This window comes from Bradyrhizobium uaiense, assembly GCF_010811875.1.
GTDB classification, from domain to species: Bacteria; Pseudomonadota; Alphaproteobacteria; order Rhizobiales; family Xanthobacteraceae; genus Bradyrhizobium; species Bradyrhizobium uaiense.
Genome location: NZ_VKHP01000408.1, coordinates 1 through 4,202, shown reverse-complemented (window position 1 = coordinate 4,202; position 4,202 = coordinate 1). Strand labels below are relative to the sequence as shown.

The 4,202-nt window shown below is 66.3% G+C and carries 6 protein-coding genes; 1 reads left to right on the top strand and 5 read right to left on the bottom strand.

Going from position 1 to position 4,202, the window contains the following annotated elements:
* From FNJ47_RS44815 to FNJ47_RS44805, 3 genes are all read right to left on the bottom strand, one after another.
* Window positions 1-208 (bottom strand): electron transfer flavoprotein subunit beta/FixA family protein (locus FNJ47_RS44815; RefSeq protein ID WP_430649481.1); only part of this gene is annotated, 208 nt, incomplete at its 3' end.
* Between the two features lie 117 nt (window positions 209-325).
* Window positions 326-898, bottom strand: a complete 573-nt coding sequence (locus tag FNJ47_RS44810; RefSeq protein ID WP_163163018.1) for a cob(I)yrinic acid a,c-diamide adenosyltransferase — start codon at window positions 896-898, stop codon at window positions 326-328.
* Between the two features lie 44 nt (window positions 899-942).
* A complete protein-coding gene (locus tag FNJ47_RS44805; protein WP_163163016.1) occupies window positions 943-1,137 on the bottom strand; it encodes a twin transmembrane helix small protein in 195 nt (64 codons plus the stop codon).
* A 166-nt stretch (window positions 1,138-1,303) separates the two neighbouring features.
* On the opposite strand from FNJ47_RS44805, the gene FNJ47_RS44800 reads away from it, so the two are divergent.
* Window positions 1,304-2,164, top strand: a complete 861-nt coding sequence (locus FNJ47_RS44800) for a YihY/virulence factor BrkB family protein (protein ID WP_430649482.1) — start codon at window positions 1,304-1,306, stop codon at window positions 2,162-2,164.
* Here the strand turns inward: FNJ47_RS44800 and FNJ47_RS44795 are convergent.
* Window positions 2,091-3,389, bottom strand: coding sequence for an ATP-binding protein (locus FNJ47_RS44795; protein WP_163163012.1), 1,299 nt, complete (start codon window positions 3,387-3,389; stop codon window positions 2,091-2,093). The genes FNJ47_RS44800 and FNJ47_RS44795 overlap by 74 nt on opposite strands.
* Before the next feature lie 125 nt (window positions 3,390-3,514).
* Window positions 3,515-4,202: tRNA glutamyl-Q(34) synthetase GluQRS (gluQRS, locus tag FNJ47_RS44790; RefSeq protein WP_163163010.1), on the bottom strand; the 688-nt coding region annotated here is incomplete at its 5' end.

Sequence of the window (4,202 nt, the reverse complement as noted above, 5' to 3'; positions counted from 1 at the left end):
CGGAGGCCTGCGCCGGTCCGATCGACACCACCACCACTTCGGTCGCCTTGCCGGCTTCCTTCAGCCGCAGCGCTTCCTCGACGGCGATCTCGTCGAACGGGTTCATCGACATCTTGACGTTGGCGAGTTCCACGCCCGTCCCGTCGCTCTTGACGCGGACCTTGACGTTGTAGTCGACGACCCGCTTTACCGGCACAAGAACCTTCATCGATCCTCTTTCGCTTTGATTTTATGGGTTTCGGTTGGCTGGCGCGGAACCTAAAGGTCCCGTTTCCCCCGGTCAACGCGCCAAAGCCAAAAAACCGTCACCCGGTTTTGAACCAGTTTAGCGGTTTTGACCCGGCACCCACAACACGTCTCCCGCCCCCTTATTGTTCTGGAAGCGGCTGGCAACGAACAGGAAATCCGACAGGCGGTTCATATACTGGATGCCAGCGGCATTGACCGGCTCGTCGGGCCGGGCGGCGAGTTCCACCATCATCCGTTCCGCGCGGCGACATATCGTCCGGGCGAGATGCAGATATGCAGACGCTGGCGTCCCGCCGGGCAGCACGAACGAGGTCAGCGGCGCAAGCTGGTCGTTCAGGCTGTCGATGTCGCGCTCGAGCCGTTCGACCTGGCTTGCCAGCACCCGCAGGCGCTCCGCCTTGCCCTCGCGCTCGGGCACCGCAAGGTCGGCGCCAAGATCGAACAGATCGTTCTGGATCCGGCCGAGCATCGCATCGACCTCGGGGCTATCTGCGAGATGCAGCCGCACCACGCCGATCGCAGCATTGGTCTCGTCGACGGTGCCATAGGCGGCAACGCGCAGATCGTATTTCGGCCGCCGCTCGCCGGAGCCGAGCGCGGTGGTGCCGTCATCGCCGGTGCGCGTGTAGATCCGATTGAGAACGACCATGGCCGCAATCCCCTAAGGTTTACGCATCGCCCACTCGCAACGCTCTAACGCCCCATCGTCCACACCGCGAGCATCGCGATGACGATGGCGACGAACTGCAGCAGCACGCGCAGCCGCATCAGCTTCTGCGACGTGTTCGGCGAGCCGCCCTTCATCATGTTGATGAGGCCGAGCAGGAGCACCAGGGCTACGGCGCCGACGGCGATGGGAAGAACGATCATGCTGAGGACGAATGTCATCTGCGGTACATAACACCGCAGAACGCGGACTTCCACACAGCTCCGCCATGCAACCAACTGGCTTTTCAGTGCGTAATATCCGATGCTGGGCCCGTTCTCGGACCGAGCCGTTTTCGACAATGCCGGGTGGAATGTGAAGCAGCTTCGTTACGTCACCCACGTCGTGATGGATGCCTTTTACACGTTCCTCGCCGACGACGGCTGGGCGATCGCGAGCCACATCGCGCTATCGACCCTGATGGCGCTGTTTCCGTTTCTGATCGTGCTGACATCGCTGGCCGGCTTCTTCGGCTCCAAGGAACTCGCCGACCAGGCCGTCGGGCTGTTGCTGCAGGTCTGGCCGGATCAGGTCGCCGGGGCGCTGTCCGGCCAGATCCATGACGTGCTGACCAACACCCGCGGCGACATCCTGACCATCGGCGCGGTGCTTGCGGTCTACTTCGCCTCCAACGGCGTCGAGGCGCTGCGGGTGGCGCTGAACCGCGCCTATGCGGTGATCGAGCCGCGGCGCTGGTACTGGCTGCGGCTGGAATCGATCGGCTACACGCTGGTCGCGGCGTTCACCTCGCTCGCGATGGCATTCCTGATCGTGCTCGGGCCGCTGATCATCGAGGCGGCGCGGCGCTATATTCCGTTCTTCGTCGAATCCAACGAGAGCCTGCTCAACACCGCTCGTTACGGCATCACGATCCTGGCGCTGGTGGTTGCGCTGTTCATCCTGCATGCCTGGCTGCCGGCGGGCCGCCGCAGCTTCACGCAGATCCTGCCCGGCATCATTTTCACCGTGGTGGCGTCGCTGATCTCGGGCATCGGCTTCGGCATGTACCTGGCGCGCTTCGCCAACAACTACGTGACGATGTATGCGGGGCTCGCCTCGGTGATCATCGCACTGGTGTTCCTGTATTTCATCGCCGCGATCTTCGTGTTCGGCGGCGAATTGAACGCGGCGATCATCAAGTCGCGGCTGCCGCACGGCGTGTCGCTTCATGCAGCGCAGTTGCGAGTGCCCGCGGAGAAACAGGCTTGACCAGGAAGGCGTCGGCGCCGGCGGCGCGCGCGGCGGCTTCGTCCTCGGCACGGCCGGAAATCCCGACGATCACGATACGGCCGTGCGGCGGCGGCAGCGCGCGGATGCGCTTGATCGTTTCGACACCGCCGATGCCGGGCAGCACCATGTCCATCAGCACGGCGTCGAAGGCGCCCTGTCCGAGCTTATCCGGCGCGGCCTCGCCCTGACCGACGAATTCGGCGTGGTGACCGAGTTCGGTCAGGATCGTGTTGAGCACGACCCGGCCGAACGGGTTGTCCTCGACGCTCAGCAGCCGCAATCCCTGCGCTGCATGCGCCGCGGCACTTTCGCTCGACATTGCGCCGGCCCGCCCTTCGGCCGGCGCAAGGACCACGTTGAGCGTGAAGACGGTCCCGCCGCCCGCGCGCTGCGCCGCGACGACGTCCCCGCCCATGGCGCGCGCGAGCTGCCGGACCGAGGACAGGCCGAGCCCGGCGCCGCCGAACCGCGCGGCGATCGAGACATTGGCCTGCGAGAACGGCCGGAACAGGCGCTTGACCTCTGACAGCGCCAGGCCGATGCCGCTGTCGGAAATCACAAAGGCAACGCCGATCTTGCCACCGGTTTTTCCACCGGTCTTGGCCTTGGCCGCGCGCACCGGCGCGACACTGAGCTCGATGCTGCCCTGCTCGGTGAACTTGACGGCGTTGTCGATCAGGTTCTCCAACGCCGCGCGCAGGCGAACGGGATCGCCGATCGCGAAGGTAGGCAGTCTGTCGGAGACCTCGACCGAGGCCTGCAATCCCTTGGCCGCCGCGCGGCCGGCCAGCGAATCCGCGGCCTGGCGTGCCAGCGTGCGCAGGTCGAAGAATTCCTGCCGGATCTCGAGCCCCGGTCCCTCGCTGCGGGCGGCATCGACGAACAGGGTCGCAAGGCTTGCCAGATGCTCGGCGCCGGCCTTGATGGTGTCGACCCAGCGCCGCTCGCGCTCGCCAAGTTCCGACGTCGCGAGCAGATTGCTGATCGCGAGGATTCCGGTCAGCGGCGTCCGCACCTCATGGGCAAAGGCGGCGAGCGCCGTCTCGACCATGCCGGCACCGGCCTTCGCGGAGGCGTTTCGCACCGGCCGTTTGCGGCGCGGCTTGGCTGCCACCTTGGCGGCGCGTGGTTTGGCGGCGCGTGTCTTCGGCGGCAGCCTTTTGGATGGCCGCTTGCTGCGCCGTACGCGCGATTTTGACGCCATGGTCTCAGTGATCCCCGCCCCGGACGACAACATGGCATGCCAGACGTACCGGAGTCACGGCGGCGTTTGCGGCCTGCCGCCACGACGCACCCTGATGGTAACCGCGATCGAATTCGTCCGGATATCTACGGCAAACCGACCAGGCGGCGGACGTCAGCCGGGCTCGCGCCCTCCGCGCGTAACTCGCGCAGTCCGGCCGCCTGGGTCGATTTCGACAGTTTCTGGCCGGCTGCATCGCGGACCAGGCGGTGGTGCCGGTAGGCTGGCACTGGCAAGCCAAGCAGTTCCTGCAACAGCCGATGCACGCTGGTCGACCAGAACAGGTCAACGCCCCTGACCACATCCGTGACGCCCTGCAAGGCGTCGTCGATCACGACCGAGAGATGGTAGCTGGTTGGGGTCTCCTTGCGCGCCAGGATCACGTCGCCCCAGGCCTCCGGCTGGGCTGCGACGTCTCCGCTCTCGCCGGCCGGCCCCTGGCCTGTTTCCTGCCAGCGCAAGCCGCCCGCGCGGGCGCAGGCTGCGGCCATATCGAGCCGCACCGCGAACGGAACGCCCTGCCCGATCAGTCGGTCGCGCGCCTCGGCCGACAACGATTTGGCGATGCCCGGATAAAGCGGCGCGCCATCGGGATCGCGCGGCCACGCGCCACCGGCCTCGCGTTCCCTGACCAGCCGCGCGATGTCGGCGCGGCTCTCGAAACTCGGATAGACCAGCCCCTGCGCCGACAGGCGGTCGATCGCCGCGCCATAGGCGGCAAAATGCTCCGACTGCCGCCGCACCGCGGTCTCCCAGGTGATCCCAAGCCAGGCG

Excerpts from the sequence above, each read along its gene's own strand:
- FNJ47_RS44810 (WP_163163018.1), bottom strand. The coding sequence starts at position 898 with ATGGTCGTTCTCAATCGGATCTACACGCGCACCGGCGATGACGGCACC.
- FNJ47_RS44805 (WP_163163016.1), bottom strand. The coding sequence starts at position 1,137 with ATGACATTCGTCCTCAGCATGATCGTTCTTCCCATCGCCGTCGGCGCC.
- FNJ47_RS44800 (WP_430649482.1), top strand. The coding sequence starts at position 1,304 with ATGGATGCCTTTTACACGTTCCTCGCCGACGACGGCTGGGCGATCGCG.
- FNJ47_RS44795 (WP_163163012.1), bottom strand. The coding sequence starts at position 3,389 with ATGGCGTCAAAATCGCGCGTACGGCGCAGCAAGCGGCCATCCAAAAGG.